This window comes from Bradyrhizobium sp. USDA 4504 (assembly GCF_054063995.1).
Genome location: NZ_JBSSGV010000001.1, coordinates 3,652,105 through 3,665,395 on the forward strand (window position 1 = coordinate 3,652,105; position 13,291 = coordinate 3,665,395).

A 13,291-nucleotide genomic window follows, 5' to 3' on the forward strand; every position below is an offset into this window, starting at 1 on the left:
TCCTATTCCCATGCTCACGGCGAACCGCCGGTGTCGATAATCAGGGCGGACCCTCTGGGCCTTGAAAAATTTCCTTAATGAAAAAGCCTGCCCAGCATCCGAAGATTCGCGCGATCCGGCGTTTCGGAAAATAACGGGTGTGAATCCAGCTTGAATAAATTTCGTCTGGAACAAACGGAATGTTTCAGTGACTCTTCATGCGTGAACGGAGTTCCGGGGTTCCTCGGGGAGCGGACTTGTCGCGGCGACGTTGGTCTATGGGCAATCCCTGAGAAAGGGGGAAGCACCATGGTCGAGAACGTCATGACCAACGCCGGCTATTGGCGGGATCGAGCCGCCAAGACACGTGCCAAGGCGGAGTTGTTCAGATACCAAAACTCACGTGCGAATCTTCTGAAGATCGCCGAAGAGTACGATCGTCTGGCCAACTATGCCGAGCAGCAATTACTGCGCGCACCGAGAGTAAACCTGTCCGGCCGATCTCCTTAACGGCAGGAGCCTTTGGACATTGGGCCGTCTTAGCCGGGTGCGTGCGCCGCACGTCACGCTGCTTTCGGCCAATGGCGCCTCAGCCGCGATACGCAAACAGCTCGATCGGCTCGCTGAAACCGCGCACCAAATGCTCGCCGACATGCTCGAGCGCGAAATCGTGCGAGACCAGATCGGCGAAGGCGCGCGACAGCAGCACGTTTCGTCCCAACTGCTTGGTCAGAGCCTCGAGCCGCGAGGCCATGTTCACCGCGGGGCCGATCACCGTGAAGTCGAGCCGGCTGCGCGATCCGATATTGCCGTACATGACGTCGCCGACATGGACGCCGATGCCGTAATTCATCGGCGCCCGGCCCATCATGCTGTTCTTTTCGCTCAGCGCCGCCATCGCCTGCCGCGCCTCGGACACCGCGTGCAGCAGGTTGGCGCAGGCCCTGGGATCGCTGAGCGGGAAAATCGCAAGCAGACCGTCGCCGATGAATTTCAGGATTTCCCCGCCGTGCCGCGCAATCGGCTCCGACATCGCGTCGAAATAGTCGTTGAGGAGATCGATGACATCGTCGCGCGGCCAGGAGTCCGAGATCCGGGTGAAGTCCCTGAGGTCGCAGATCATGATCGCGGCGCGGACCGTGGTGCCGCTGCCCCGCCGCGTCGCACCCGCCAGGATCATCTCGCCAGCATGGGTGCCGACATAGGTCTCGAGCAGCGTCCGCGCCAGGCGGTTCTTCATCCGGATTTCGCTGACCAGCGCCAGCACCGGCAGCACCTTGCGCAGCTCGGCGATGTCAGCGTCATCGAAACCGCCGGACCGGTCGGTCGCGAAGGTCACGACATGCCGCTTGCCGAGCGTATGCAGCAGCGGCCACGCCACATAGTCGGTCAGGCCTTGCGCGCGCATCTCGTCAAAGAGCGCATGCGTGCGGCCAGGCGCCCGTTCGAGCCGCTCGCGCACTTCGCCAGCGCCCTGGTGGATTTCGTAGACCGGGCTGCCGATATATTCCGAGCGCTCCCTGACCTCGTAGTCGACCCGCGTGATCTCGGCCTCGCGCTTGCCGTCGCCCCAGATGATCCGGGCGCCGAGCCATTGCGGATGCTGGATCAGCAGATTCATCGTCGCCCGCTTGAGCGGGATGCCCCTGCCCTGCAACCGGATGCAAAGCTCGGCGAAGATATTGTCGATGAAGCGCTCGTCGCGGGTCTCGTTGGTCAGCCAGGCCACCACGTCGCCGCCAGACTGCGGCGTGACGGACTCGATGTTGGGGGCGTTCATGGCTTGCTCCGGAGCGGCAGGTGGGATCGGCACGCGATATGTCGTGCTTCTGCCCGGCAACGTCAACGCCACCAGCGGTAACGTGATCGGGCGTACCGGTGGTCAGGGCTCTGAATGCCCGCCCTGTCCTGCACTGCGCGTGGTGTGGTCAGGACGGACGCACTGCCAAAATATCGAAAACAACCCCATGCAAACCCCATGCAAAGGTGCCGGCGGACACGGCAACTGTCCGGCGACACCGCAACTTGACTCGTCGGGCAAATCAGCGGTACGATTCCATTATTCAGAAATCGTATCGATTCAGCCTACCCCCTTCCCGCCCTACCCGTCCAGCCGGTCGACCTCGGCCTTGCCGGCCTTCATCACCAGCAGGATGTGCTCGCCTTGGCCGAGCAGGCAACCCACGTCGCGCAGCGGGTTGCCCTCGACTACCAGCAGGTCGGCGAACGCCTCCGGCGCGATGCGGCCGAGCTTGCCTTCCATGCCGAGCACCTCGGCGCCGATGATGGTCGCGCTGGCGATCACTGCCTGCGGGCCGATCAGCTCGGCGCGGATCCGGAACTCGTCGCTCTGCAGCCGCTGCGACGGTCCGAGCAGATCGGTGCCAAATCCCATCTTGACCCCGGCCTCGCGATAGATTGCAAGCGAGCGCAGCCCGGCGTCGCGAACGTCGGCGATCTTGGCGACGCTCGCCGCAGGCAGGCCGTACTTCGCGCCCTCATTGGCCAGCGCCTCGTAGGTGACCAGGGTCGGCACCACATAGGCGCCCTGCTCGGCCATCAACCGCGCGGTCGGAAGGTCGATCAGATTGCCGTGCTCGATGGTGCGCACGCCGCAGCGTATTGCCCGCTCGATCGCCTCCGCCGTGTAGGCATGGGCCAGCACATAGGTGTGCCGCGCTCTCGCCTCCGCGACGATGGCGCGGATCTCGTCCTCGGAATAACCGTAGGCGCCGATCGGATCGGTCGGCGACGCAACGCCGCCGGACGCCATGATCTTGATCTGGTCGGCGCCCATCTGCAGCTCCTCGCGCACCGCCTTGCGCACCGCATCGACGCCGTCGACGACGCGCGCGATCGCGCCGACCCGCACGCAGCAGGAGCAGGTCGGGTCGGCCAGATAGTCCGAGCGGGCGCGCCCGTCGCCGTGGCCGCCGGTCTGGCTGAGCGCGCGGCCGGAGACGAACAGCCGCGGGCCATCAGTGAGACCGGTGTCGATCGCCTGCTTCAGCGCATAGCCGGCGCCGCCGGCATCGCGCACGGTGGTGAAGCCGCGCTTCAGCATGCCGCGCAACAGCATGGTCGAGCGCAGCGTCACCAGCACGTTGGCCATCCGCGCCTGCTGCGACAAATCGAGCTCGACCGCGACCGCATGCACATGCAGGTCGATCAGGCCGGGCATCAGCGTCTTGCCCTTGAGGTCGATGACCCGATCGGCGGAAGCCTCGATCGGCCGATCGGACACTTCCTTGATCAAGCGGTCCTCGACCAGCACGTGGTGTCCTTCGAGCAGATCGGAGCGCAGGGGATCGAGCAGCGCGGCATTCTTGAAGAGGATGGTGGACATGAAAGGTCTCCTGTCAGCGCGTAGCTCGTATGATCACGCGGCTTCGCTTGCGATGTCTTCCAGCGACCGGCCGCGCGTCGGCACGCCCATCAGCACGACGGTCAGCGCGCCAATCAGGAGAACGGACGTGGTGACGCCGAACACGCCGGCAAAGCCGAAATTCGGATAGAGGTAGCCGACCAGGATCGGCGCTGCGATCGCGCCGATCCGGCCGATCGCGGAGGCAAGCCCGGCACCCGTGGTCCGGATCGATGTCGGAAACACTTCGGCCGTGTAGGCATAGACGCCGGCATAGGTGCCGTTCATGAAGAACGACAGCAGCAGGCCGGCCGCCATGATCTCCGCATCGCTCTTGGCAAAGGCGAGCCCGAGCGCGCTGGCGCCGCCGAGCAGCATATAGGTCGCAATCGTCGCCTGCCGTCCGATCCGCTCATTGAAAAAAGCGGCGGTGAAATAGCCCGGCACCTGCGCGCAATACATCGCGAGCGAATAGCCAAAACTCTTGGTGATGCTCATGCCGTTCTGCACCAGCAGGCCGGGAATCCAGACGAAGAAGGAATAGTAGCTGAAGGTGATCGACAGCCACATGATCCAGGTCATGGTGGTGATGCGCGCCTGCCGGCCGGCGAGCAGCGCGGCAAAATTGCTCACCAGCGTTCCCGACGAGGCGACTGGCGCGGCTACCGCCGGCGGCAGCGCGCGGCCCTCGCGCGCGAAGCCGGCCTCGATCCTGTCGAGCACCGCTTCGGCCTCCTTCGCCCTGCCCCGGCTTTCCAGCCAGCGCGGCGATTCCGGCAGCGATCTCCGCCACCACAGCAGCATCACGACAGGCACGGCGGTGATGACGAGCACGATGCGCCAGCCGTTCTCATAGGCGGGCACGATGAAATAGCCGAGCAAGGCGGCGGCGACGAAGCCGAACGAGAAGAAGCCCGCCAGCGCGCCGGTGAAGGCGCCGCGGTAACGCCGCGCCACGAACTCGGCGAGGTAAGGCGCGATGATCGCGCTCTCCGCGCCGGTGCCCATGCCGGCGACGACGCGGGCGGCAAAGAACGCCGGCCAGCTATCCACCGCCGCGCTGACCAGCGAGGCCGCGCTGTAGAGCGCGAGCGCCGACATCATCACCGCGCGGCGGCCGATCAGGTCGCCCAGCGTCCCCGCGAGCAGCGCGCCGAACAGATAACCGACGAAGGTGCTGCTGCCGAGCACGCCGGTCTCGACATTGGTCAGCCCCCAGGCGGTGCGGAGCACCGGCAGGATGAACGCCAGCACGGCGGCATCCATCGCGTCAAAGAGATAGCCGAGGCCGCCCATCAGCAGCAGGTGCACGTGGAACCGCGCGAACGGCAGGCGCTCGATGCGCGCCGAGATCATCGACATGAAAGTCCCCCCTCGCCCTGCGGCGGCACGCGCCACAGGGTCAGCCGGGGAATGATAGACAAACCAACATTATCCGAATAATTTATAATCGTTATCTGGCACATCACCCTTGTGAATATTGCTCGTGTCCTTCCGCACGCTCGACCTCAACCTGCTGAAAGTCTTCGAGGCGCTGATGACCGAGGGCAGCGTCACGCGCGCCGCCAGCGCGCTGACCATGACGCAGCCCGCGGTCAGCAACGCGCTCGCGCGGCTGCGCGACGCGCTGGGCGATCCCCTGTTCGTGCGCAGCTCGAGCGGGATCCGCCCGACGCAGCGCGCCGTGGCGCTGTGGCAGCCGATCGGCGATGCCCTTGAACATGTCCGCCACGCCCTCGATGAGGACGCCTTCGATCCGCGACAGACCCAGGCCGAATTCATCCTGTCGATGTCCGACTACGTGGCCTCGCTGGTGATGCCGCGGCTGCTCAACCGCTTCAGTGAAGTGGCGCCGTCCGCGCGCATCCACACCGTGCCCAACACCATCCTGGAGATCGGCGACCGGCTCGAGGACAACCGCGTCGATTGCGTGCTGAGCGTCTATGTCAACGAGGCGCAGCAGCCGCCGGCCGTGATCCGCTCACGCTCGCTGTGGACCGTCGAATATGCCTGCATGATGCGGCGGGACCATCCGCTGGCCAGGCAGAAGCGGCTCAACACGCGGAGCTTCCTTGCCGCCAAGCATGTCGATGTCAGCCTCGCCGGCAAGACGCTGCCGACCTACGACCAGTTTCTCGCCTCGCGCGGGCTGTCCCGCAATCTGGTCGCGACCGTCAACCACTACAATGCCGCCTACGAGATCGTGCGCCAGTCCGACCTGATCGCCGTGCTGCCGCGCGATCTCAACGCCCAGTCCCGCCACGCGCCCCATCTGCACGCCATGCCGGTGCCGCTGCCGGCGCCGCCGCGCATCGTCAGCCTGTTCTGGCACCAGCGCAACGACACCGTCCCCGCGCAACGCTGGCTGCGCGAGACGCTGGTGGAGATGTTCGCAAGGATGGAGTGACGCGGTGGGATTGGGGCATGCGGACGAACCCGGCTCCCGGACACCGGTGATCCCCGTAGCGGCACGGGGATGCTGATTAACGCTCCCACAACCCGGGTTTGGTTTCCGATTGACGGCATCGGGGACCGGGGTGGTAGGCTGTCGCCATTTCATGTGGCCATTTGAATGCGCGAGTTATTGGAACAATATCAGCTTTTGCTGGCGCCCTTGATCTTCGTGCCGTTCGAGCAACTCTTTGCAGCGAGGCAGCAGAAGATCTTCAGGCGTGGTCTTTCGACCGATATGGCCTTCCTGTTGCTCAACGGCTGGCTGGTGTTCGTCGGCGTGACCGCGATCATCGCACTGGCGACGCTGGTCAATCAATCGATTCTGCCCTCGGCCGTCAAGCAGGCGGTCAGCGATCTCCCGTATTGGGCTCAGGCGCCCATCGCGATCGTGATCGGGGATCTCGGCATCTACTGGACCCACCGCATCCTGCATGTCGTGCCTGCCATGTGGCGCATCCATGCCGTTCATCACGCCGTCGAAGAGCTGGACTGGCTCGCCGCGATCCACCAGCACCCGCTTGACGTGACCTTCATGAAGGTTGGTTCGCTGTTTCCGCTGTTCGCGCTCGGTTTCTCCGCGGAGGCGATCGGGACCTATCTTGCGATCTACTACTGGCAGTCCTGGCTCGCGCACGCCAACGTGCGCCTGGGCTACGGCCCGCTACGCCACGTCCTGGTATCGCCGGAGTTTCATCACTGGCACCACAGCAGCGAGCAGGAAGCCAGGGACAAGAACTACGCCGGGCTGTTCTCGTTCTACGATGTGCTGTTCGGCAGCCTCTATCTTCCGGAAGGGCAGAAGCCGACGGCATTCGGCGTCGATCATCCGATGCCCACGAGATACCTGGCGCTTTTGGCCTATCCATTTTTCGCCTGGGCCTCGATGCTCAAGCGCGACGATCCGTCGGGCACCAGGCGCCCGGTTGGCGCGGAGGCTGTGCCCGGCACGGCAACGCCGCCGGCGCACCAGGACGGCTGATCGTGATGATCTTCGCCGCGGACTGTTCGCGATCAGGACACTAGCCTCCAACGGTTGCAGATTTTCGCAATCCCTCGCCTGTAGCTGTCTCGCCGGCCTCTTGCCGGTATCTCGTCCAGATCAGCGCGATCACGGTTGCGCACATCATGGGGCCGAGAGGCGTGCGCACGAACGGGAAAGCGTATCCCAATACGAAGACGACGCTGACAGCGATCCGGAAGGCGCTTCGACCCGAACGCGACGCGAGGCGGCCCGCGCTGGCGTTCATGAGAAAGAGCAACGCGACCACCAGGATCGGCATATCGTAGATCGCGAAGTAAGGAGAAATCAGCGGCGTTGCCGCCAGCAGGCTCGCGGCCTTTACGGCGAAGCTGACATGGCTGCGCCAAATGATCAGCACCCCGATCGCAACTACCGATGCGATGGCGACGTGGACCGCCATCGCCAAACCGTAGCCAAGGCCGGCGTCTCTCAAGAGCCCGTACACACTCTGCAGTTTGTACCATGGCAGCGCGCCACTGAGGTGGAATTGCGTCGTGGCGAAGGTGGCGGCGGCGCGGAATCCATCGAAGGTATCCCAACCGAAGATCAGCCCGGCGAGCAGCAGGAGGACCGGAATCACCAGAGAGGCGGTGATGACGACGCGCCAACGTCCGGTGGCGATCAGCACGAAGGGAAGCAGCACGCCATACTGAGGTTTGAAGATGAGCAGCGCGATCAGGATTCCACTGAGAAGCGGACGCCTGTCCAATGTCAGCAGGATGCCGCCGAGCAGCGATGCGGCGAGCAGTGCGCTTTGGCCGGAAATGAAGTCGTAGAATACTGGCGGAGCAGCGAGTGCCAGCAGCAGCGCGGCGGAGCGCGGCCGGATGGCATGAACGACGAGCAGCCAGCAAGACAGCTTCGCTGCGCTCCAGACCCAGAACGCGATCGGAAACGGCAGCAGCGCCAGCGGCGCCACAACCAGGAAAAACACCGGCGGATAAAAGAACGGAACCGGTACCTGATCGTAAGGATACGGAGCGTGATTGAGGGATTGCAGCCGGAGAACAAGTTGCTGATGCAGCTGCTCCCAATCGTAGGCCGCCGCCGCATGGCCTTCGAGCGCCATCGCGCCCGCGCCCCAGAAACATGAAAAATCGATTCCGGCCTGGCCGCCACCACCGACAAATGCCGGTATCGAAACCAGGATCGAGACCCCGAGCAAGACAGCGCAGGCAACCATCAGCGCCGGGTCATCTCCTGCAGAAGCGTCCCAGTGCAAAATTTTCTTCATATCCTCTGAAACGGCTCAATCATGAAATGGCGCAATCTACCATTGCACTCGCGGGCCGAGCAACGGAACGCCGGCGGCGGCTGGAGCTGTTTGCGCGGATAGGGTGAAGAAGCGGGTGTCGAATGGATGAGCGGGCTGTGGCCTAGCTTCGCTCACGTCGCTACGATGGAGTTTTCCGGGCTTGCCGAGCCGTGGGTCGCGAAGCGCCTCATGCCTCGCCGATACAGACCGCCGTCGCCCTTCGGGCTATGGCGTGGCAGCCTTCACTCACTTCGCTACGATGGAGTTTTCCCGGCCTGCCGAGCCGTCGCTCGCGAAGCGACTCATGCCTCGCCGATACAGCCCGCCGTCGCCCTTCGGGCTATGGCGTGGCAGCCTTCGCTCACTTCGCTACGATGGAGTTTTCCCGGCCTGCCGAGCCGTAGCTCGCGAAGCGAGCGAAGGCTGGTGGGGGAGGCAGGACTCGAACCTGCGAAGCCATGAGGCGGCTGATTTACAGTCAGCTCCCTTTGCCACTCGGGACACTCCCCCGTCCAACAGCATCAGACCGGCCGCGCGAGTGGCGGCGGACCGGTCATCGAAATGACGCTGATAACCGGCCGACCCGAAGCGGGTGCGCGGTCGGGCGCGTTTATGGGGGAAGGCGGTCCCCAAAGTCAACCAAGCCAGCCATCTAATTGGGATACTTTTGCAGGCTCGGGCGATCTCTGTTCCAAAGTCGTGAGTCTTGCGGCTAGTTTCTTGTTTTGTCGCGTTTTCTTCACGCGAACCGGACCCCACTTCGCTCGAAAACGCTGTGTAAAATTGCCAACATTCGGGAGCCGTGACACAAGCCTCACATGAGCGATCGCGACCGCAAACCCAATTTCCGAGGCAAGGGCGGTAAACCCTTCCAAAAAGGGCCGAAATTCGGCCGCCCGCCGGCCCGGCGGGAACGCGAATCCGGTTCCGACGGGCCGGTGATTCTGTACGGCTGGCACACCGTGTCGGCGGCGCTTGCCAACCCCGACCGCCATATCCGCAAGCTTTACCTCACCGAGAACGCGGCCAAGCGCCTCGCCGACGAAGACATCGCGACCCGCGTCACCCCCGAGATCGTCCGGCCCAGCGAGATCGACCGGCGCCTCACCCCCGATGCGGTGCATCAGGGCCTCCTGGCGGAGGCTGATCCCCTGCCCTCGCCCGGCATCGACACGCTGGCGCTGGAGGGCATCGTGCTGGTGCTCGACCAGATCACCGATCCGCACAATGTCGGCGCCATCCTGCGCTCGGCCGCGGCGTTCGCGGTGAAGGCGATCGTCACCACCGCCCGTCACAGCCCGGAGGCGACCGGCGTGCTGGCGAAGTCCGCCTCCGGCGCGCTCGAGTTGGTGCCTGTTGTCACCGTGCAGAACCTGGCGCGCGCGCTGAACGAGTTGAACGAGCGCGGCTTCCAGACCGTCGGCCTCGACAGCGAGGGGACCGAGGATCTCGGCAAGGCCGCGCTGCAAGCGCCGCTCGCGCTGGTGCTCGGCGCCGAAGGCAAGGGCTTGCGGCAATTGACGCGCGAGACCTGCCGCCTCGTCGCCCGCCTCGACATGCCCGGCGAGATCAAGAGCCTCAACGTGTCGAACGCCTGTGTGCTCGCGCTCTATATCGGCGCCAGCCGGCTCGGGCTGATGTGAACGACAAACGCCCGCTCGCGTGACGCGAACGGGCGCTGATGTCTCGAACTGACGATCGGATCAATAGTAGCGGCGCAGCACCGGATGGCCGTAGCGGCCGTAGCGATAGCCGTAGTGCGAACGATAGCCGTAGTGATGGCGGTAGCCGTAGTGACGGTAGCCATAGCGGCGATAGCCGTAATACGGGCGGCCGTAACCTTCGCGGTAGTACGGGCGCGGTGCCCAGTTGCCCGGACCGGTGTAGGTCGGTCCCTGGTTGACGTAATAGTATTGCTGCGCCGCGCTGGGATAAGCGGCATCCGGGTCGGGCAGACGTTCGACGGCGCCGTAGCCGTAGCCGCCATAGTAGCCACCGCCGCAACCACCGCAGCCGTAATTCACGACGGGCGCGGAATAGCCGCAAGGGTTGAAACCGCACGCCATTGCGGGCGCGCTCAGCATGACGGCCACCGCCGCAATCAGTCCTTTGATCATTTGACGCATTACTCTCTCCTGTAGGTCTCTCTGTTCGTCGCGTAGCTCTTGATGGCTATTCAGGACCCCCGTTTCGCGGGGCTCTTGATTTCGGGCAGTCGATGTCAGAATCCTCGGGGTCGCGGTGGCCGCGGGAACGGGCGCGGCAGCGGCCGCGGCCCGTTGAACTCCGGCGCGTAGATCACCGGCGGCGGATCGACCGGCACGTTGGACTGTGCCGGCAGCGGAGCCGATTCCGCCCCCCACGATTGATGGTAGCTCTCGGCCGGCTTGGGCAGGCGGCGGTTGGCCGGCGGCTCGATCTCGAGGCGGCCGTAACCCGGCATGCGGCCGAGGCTCGGATAATAGTGGCCGACATTTGGCTGGGGATCGATCGGGCGGCCGCCATAGACGGTCGGCACCATCGACTCGTTGCGAGCGAGCCCCATCGCGCTTTCGACCACGGCGTAGGAGGCGTCGACGCCGTTAATGATGATCGGCACGCCGGGCCGCACCGGCACGACAATGTCGAAGCCGCCGCCGGCCAGCGCCGTCGAGCTCATCGCAGCCAATATCGCCAGCGCAAGACTTGCGCGCATGTTCACCCAGCGTCCCGAATTGTTCCACCACAACCTAATCCAACGGCTTGGCGGAAGGGTTAAGGACGCCGGCCAAACTGCCGGTAAGCCTAACGCGTAAGCATCGGCATCCGGTCAATGCGGCCGTGCGGAATCAGAAATCGTTAACGGGCGCCGAAGTGCCCTCTCTCCCCGTTCTTACGGGGAGAGGGTTGGGGTGAGGGGCTCCGCGGATACGGTGATAGCTACGTTTACGGAGAGTCCCCCTCACCCGGAACGCATCTGACGATGCGTTCCGACCTCTCCCCGCACGCGGGGCGAGGTGACGCAGACTCTGTCGCTCAAATCGACGCAACGTCATCTTGCTTCGGGAAGCCGCCTACCCGTCAGGTGAAGGCGTTCTCGACGATCGCGTGGACGCCGATCGCGATCGTGACCGCGCCGACCGCCATTTGCAGGCCGCGATTGGCCCAGGTCAGCCAGCGCGCCGAGGCTGCGAGCGGCACCGCGATCACGCTGGACAGCACGCCCATGCCGATCATGGAGCCGATGCCGAACAGCGCGACATAGCCGAGCCCGATCACCGGACTTGGGGCCTGCGACACCGTCAGCACCAGGAGCGCCGCCGAGCCGGCCATGCCGTGCATCAGGCCGACCAGGAGCGTGCGCCAGCGGAAGCCGTGCGCATGGCTGTGCGCGGCGCGGACGTGCGGCACGGTGGACGCACGCGCCACGGTGGACGCAAGCGCCACGGTGGATGCGGCTTCACCGGCATGGCTGTGGGCGTGGAAGTGCGTCGTGCCGTCGCCGTGCGAATGGGTGTGGAAGTGCACGCGGTCGCGCCACAGCCGCCACCACACATGCGCGCCGAGGCCGACCAGCATGATACCGACCGCGGTCTCGATCGGCTGTGCGACCGTTTCCGGGATCGCGCGCCCGAGCAGGATCGCGGCGCCGGCAAAGATGAACAAAGTGAGCGTGTGGCCAAGTCCCCAGGTCAGCCCGTGCTTGACGATGTCACCGACATGGCTGCGGCGGGCCGCGATGCTCGATACCGCCGCGATATGATCCGGCTCCAGCGCATGCTGCATGCCGAGCAGAAAGCCAAGACTCAAAATTCCGAACATCAATCCCCCGCGTCGGCACCGACATCAGTCCGTTCACCGCTGTACACGCAATTCTCGTCAAAGGCAGCATGCTCCGGAACGCATCATGCGCACGAGCCTGGTGAACTTCACACTGCTTTGAACACAGGGCAAGGCCGCGCTGGAACAGGCGCGGCACCGCGAGATTAGCTCTCGACGACGAGAGGAGATTTCGCATGACACAATTCAAAATCCTCGGCGCAGCAGCCCTGCTCGCCTCGGCGCTGGCGAGCCCGGCGATGGCGCAACAGACGATCGGCACCCCCGCGCGCTGCTCGAACGCCTGGCCGGACGCCCGATGCCAGGCGACGGCACCGGCCACCACCCGCACCGCCTATCACCAGCGCATCGATCGGCGGGACCGAGGCTGGCAGGGCAGCTACAACCGCTATGACCCCGGCCCGTTCGCGCCTGTCGACGCCGCGGCCCGCGTGGCCGGTGGCGTCGTCGGCGGCGCGGTCGGCACGGCGGCTGCGGTCGCCACCGCCCCGTTCGGCGGCCCCGACTATGCCCGCGCCCCGATCGGCGGCGCCGAATATGCCCGGCAAAACGGCTTTGTCTGCACCCCCGGCACCTGGTTCCGCGGCAGCGACGGCCGCCAGCATCCCTGCCAGTAGCTCAGCTGACTAGGCCGACGGCGCAAAAGGCGGCCCGCGGGCCGCCTTTTGCTGTCGGGCCGACACGGGGGCGCGATCGCTTCTCGCCTGCTCGGTTCAAGCCTTGGTTCTGGCTCTGGCGCGCCAAGTCTGCTATTCGAGCGCGCAAATCATTCCCAATTCGCCGGCTTAGCTCAGCGGTAGAGCAGCAGTTTTGTAAACTGAAGGTCGGGGGTTCAATCCCCTCAGCCGGCACCAATTGGCTTGGATTTCCGCTGGCTTGGATTTCCGCCATCTGGCCGCCGCGACACAGCTTCAGTCTGCCGAGATCGACCGTCGACCGCAGCAGCCCCGCCAGCTCGCAGGCGAATACGGCAGTTCCGAGCATGGGGAAGCGTGCTTCGACGCTGCAGCGCTGTCCAGAGCATGCTTCTTCGAAGCCGACGCCGAAGCAGTCCGCTGCTGCAAATCCCTTGATGACCCCGTGAACGCCGACCGTCCTGCGGCCGATGCTGCCTTCAAACCGAAGTGCCTGGGCATCGCGTCCTCCATCAGATATGCGCGGCCTACCGCCGCGTCGTTCCCGGTGCGATTCGAACATGTCGTCGCGATTCAATCAAAGCGCATCGCCTGATTGCCCACAATGTACAGAGCGAGCCGTAGTATTCCGGTCGCCGGGAGTGCCACGTCGTCGATCGCGCTCACCGCTAGCCAATGCAACGACCCTGCGCTTCGCAATGTTTTGCAGGAAGCGCTAGCGAGAACGTTGAGTCATCTCGCAACGACTACTTGTGATTTTGTTC

The 13,291-nt window shown here is 64.7% G+C and carries 13 protein-coding genes and 2 tRNA genes; 7 read left to right on the forward strand and 8 right to left on the reverse strand.

Going from position 1 to position 13,291, the window contains the following annotated elements; genetic code table 11:
- Positions 1 to 288 precede the first annotated feature (288 nt).
- On the forward strand, positions 289 to 489 hold the full coding sequence (locus tag ACVMB1_RS16975; protein ID WP_057019610.1) for a hypothetical protein: 201 nt from the start codon (positions 289 to 291) through the stop codon (positions 487 to 489).
- Positions 490 to 568: 79 nt separating this feature from the next.
- Here the strand turns inward: ACVMB1_RS16975 and ACVMB1_RS16980 are convergent, their stop codons facing one another.
- The 3 genes from ACVMB1_RS16980 to ACVMB1_RS16990 form a co-directional block, all read right to left on the reverse strand.
- Positions 569 to 1,759, reverse strand: coding sequence for an adenylate/guanylate cyclase domain-containing protein (locus tag ACVMB1_RS16980; RefSeq protein ID WP_076831515.1), 1,191 nt, complete (start codon positions 1,757 to 1,759; stop codon positions 569 to 571).
- Positions 1,760 to 2,080: 321 nt separating this feature from the next.
- A complete protein-coding gene (locus ACVMB1_RS16985) occupies positions 2,081 to 3,325 on the reverse strand; it encodes a metal-dependent hydrolase family protein (RefSeq protein WP_076831518.1) in 1,245 nt (414 codons plus the stop codon).
- A gap of 33 nt (positions 3,326 to 3,358) precedes the next feature.
- Positions 3,359 to 4,705 carry an MFS transporter gene (locus ACVMB1_RS16990; protein ID WP_076831521.1) on the reverse strand — a complete coding sequence of 449 codons (1,347 nt, stop codon included), beginning with the start codon at positions 4,703 to 4,705 and terminating at the stop codon, positions 3,359 to 3,361.
- A 118-nt stretch (positions 4,706 to 4,823) separates the two neighbouring features.
- Between ACVMB1_RS16990 and ACVMB1_RS16995 the strand changes: the two genes are divergently transcribed.
- Positions 4,824 to 5,750: a LysR family transcriptional regulator gene (locus ACVMB1_RS16995; protein WP_076831524.1), complete on the forward strand. Its 927-nt coding sequence runs from the start codon at positions 4,824 to 4,826 to the stop codon at positions 5,748 to 5,750.
- 165 nt (positions 5,751 to 5,915) lie between these two features.
- Positions 5,916 to 6,776, forward strand: coding sequence for a sterol desaturase family protein (locus ACVMB1_RS17000; RefSeq protein ID WP_244558924.1), 861 nt, complete (start codon positions 5,916 to 5,918; stop codon positions 6,774 to 6,776).
- Positions 6,777 to 6,816: 40 nt separating this feature from the next.
- Here ACVMB1_RS17000 and ACVMB1_RS17005 read toward each other — a convergent pair whose 3' ends face one another.
- Together ACVMB1_RS17005 and ACVMB1_RS17010 are read right to left on the reverse strand one after the other, a co-directional pair.
- Positions 6,817 to 8,052: a glycosyltransferase family 87 protein gene (locus tag ACVMB1_RS17005; protein ID WP_253623748.1), complete on the reverse strand. Its 1,236-nt coding sequence runs from the start codon at positions 8,050 to 8,052 to the stop codon at positions 6,817 to 6,819.
- Between the two features lie 445 nt (positions 8,053 to 8,497).
- Positions 8,498 to 8,583: transfer RNA gene (locus ACVMB1_RS17010), tRNA-Tyr, on the reverse strand.
- 308 nt (positions 8,584 to 8,891) lie between these two features.
- Between ACVMB1_RS17010 and rlmB the strand changes: the two genes are divergently transcribed.
- Positions 8,892 to 9,716, forward strand: coding sequence for a 23S rRNA (guanosine(2251)-2'-O)-methyltransferase RlmB (gene rlmB, locus ACVMB1_RS17015; RefSeq protein ID WP_076831529.1), 825 nt, complete (start codon positions 8,892 to 8,894; stop codon positions 9,714 to 9,716).
- Between the two features lie 60 nt (positions 9,717 to 9,776).
- On the opposite strand, the gene ACVMB1_RS17020 is transcribed toward rlmB, so the two are convergent.
- From ACVMB1_RS17020 to ACVMB1_RS17030, 3 genes are all read right to left on the reverse strand, one after another.
- The gene (locus ACVMB1_RS17020) at positions 9,777 to 10,199 is read right to left on the reverse strand and encodes a hypothetical protein (RefSeq protein WP_194295396.1); all 423 of its coding nucleotides are present in this window, start codon (positions 10,197 to 10,199) and stop codon (positions 9,777 to 9,779) included.
- A gap of 95 nt (positions 10,200 to 10,294) precedes the next feature.
- Complete coding sequence (locus tag ACVMB1_RS17025) at positions 10,295 to 10,768, reverse strand: hypothetical protein (protein ID WP_057019618.1); 474 nt, start codon at positions 10,766 to 10,768, stop codon at positions 10,295 to 10,297.
- Positions 10,769 to 11,133: 365 nt separating this feature from the next.
- Positions 11,134 to 11,874 (reverse strand): sulfite exporter TauE/SafE family protein, encoded by a 741-nt coding sequence (locus ACVMB1_RS17030; RefSeq protein WP_057019619.1) that lies wholly within the window; start codon positions 11,872 to 11,874, stop codon positions 11,134 to 11,136.
- A 194-nt stretch (positions 11,875 to 12,068) separates the two neighbouring features.
- Between ACVMB1_RS17030 and ACVMB1_RS17035 the strand changes: the two genes are divergently transcribed.
- The 3 genes from ACVMB1_RS17035 (at position 12,069) to ACVMB1_RS17045 (ending at position 13,122) form a co-directional block, all read left to right on the forward strand.
- On the forward strand, positions 12,069 to 12,509 hold the full coding sequence (locus ACVMB1_RS17035) for a hypothetical protein (RefSeq protein WP_057019620.1): 441 nt from the start codon (positions 12,069 to 12,071) through the stop codon (positions 12,507 to 12,509).
- A gap of 162 nt (positions 12,510 to 12,671) precedes the next feature.
- Positions 12,672 to 12,746: transfer RNA gene (locus ACVMB1_RS17040), tRNA-Thr, on the forward strand.
- A 22-nt stretch (positions 12,747 to 12,768) separates the two neighbouring features.
- Positions 12,769 to 13,122 (forward strand): hypothetical protein, encoded by a 354-nt coding sequence (locus ACVMB1_RS17045; RefSeq protein WP_057019621.1) that lies wholly within the window; start codon positions 12,769 to 12,771, stop codon positions 13,120 to 13,122.
- The last annotated feature ends 169 nt before the right edge of the window (positions 13,123 to 13,291 follow it).

What these genes read in the sequence shown, in the direction of transcription:
- ACVMB1_RS16975 (WP_057019610.1), top strand. Translation starts at nt 289, where the DNA reads ATGGTCGAGAACGTCATGACCAACGCCGGCTATTGGCGGGATCGAGCC.
- ACVMB1_RS16980 (WP_076831515.1), bottom strand. Translation starts at nt 1,759, where the DNA reads ATGAACGCCCCCAACATCGAGTCCGTCACGCCGCAGTCTGGCGGCGAC.
- ACVMB1_RS16985 (WP_076831518.1), bottom strand. Translation starts at nt 3,325, where the DNA reads ATGTCCACCATCCTCTTCAAGAATGCCGCGCTGCTCGATCCCCTGCGC.
- ACVMB1_RS16990 (WP_076831521.1), bottom strand. Translation starts at nt 4,705, where the DNA reads ATGTCGATGATCTCGGCGCGCATCGAGCGCCTGCCGTTCGCGCGGTTC.
- ACVMB1_RS17000 (WP_244558924.1), top strand. Translation starts at nt 5,916, where the DNA reads ATGCGCGAGTTATTGGAACAATATCAGCTTTTGCTGGCGCCCTTGATC.
- ACVMB1_RS17005 (WP_253623748.1), bottom strand. Translation starts at nt 8,052, where the DNA reads ATGAAGAAAATTTTGCACTGGGACGCTTCTGCAGGAGATGACCCGGCG.
- rlmB (WP_076831529.1), top strand. Translation starts at nt 8,892, where the DNA reads ATGAGCGATCGCGACCGCAAACCCAATTTCCGAGGCAAGGGCGGTAAA.
- ACVMB1_RS17020 (WP_194295396.1), bottom strand. Translation starts at nt 10,199, where the DNA reads ATGCGTCAAATGATCAAAGGACTGATTGCGGCGGTGGCCGTCATGCTG.
- ACVMB1_RS17025 (WP_057019618.1), bottom strand. Translation starts at nt 10,768, where the DNA reads ATGCGCGCAAGTCTTGCGCTGGCGATATTGGCTGCGATGAGCTCGACG.
- ACVMB1_RS17030 (WP_057019619.1), bottom strand. Translation starts at nt 11,874, where the DNA reads ATGTTCGGAATTTTGAGTCTTGGCTTTCTGCTCGGCATGCAGCATGCG.
- ACVMB1_RS17035 (WP_057019620.1), top strand. Translation starts at nt 12,069, where the DNA reads ATGACACAATTCAAAATCCTCGGCGCAGCAGCCCTGCTCGCCTCGGCG.